Source organism: Microbacterium sp. KNMS (genome assembly GCF_053851835.1).
This window is the reverse complement of sequence record NZ_JBSQBP010000130.1, coordinates 1-262: the sequence shown is the minus strand read 5'-3', so window position 1 is coordinate 262 and position 262 is coordinate 1. Positions and strand designations below refer to the sequence as shown.

Annotated in this window: 1 protein-coding gene; it reads right to left on the bottom strand. The window is 32.8% G+C overall.

All coding sequences use genetic code 11. The annotated features are described in order from the left end of the window. Nucleotides 1–55: 55 nt before the first annotated feature. Nucleotides 56–262: hypothetical protein (locus ACWXWW_RS18125; RefSeq protein ID WP_455971414.1), on the bottom strand; the 207-nt coding region annotated here is incomplete at its 5' end.

Below are 262 nucleotides of genomic sequence, written 5' to 3'. Positions count from 1 at the left end.
GTGTAACCCAATTTAATTAAATCATCGTGATCATTCTTCAGTTTAACTATGTAAATCATAAATCTTCCTCATATATTGCATTATCGATTAAAGTGTTATATTCGTATTCCCTAATTTCATCGTTTAACTTAAAACCTTGAGATAGGTCGTGTTCTGGTTTGTCATTGTAGTATTTCATGTAGAGTTTACTCGAAAGCTTATCACCATCGAGATAGACACCTGTCACTAACTCATAGTTCCTATTGGCAAGATAGTTCCTAAC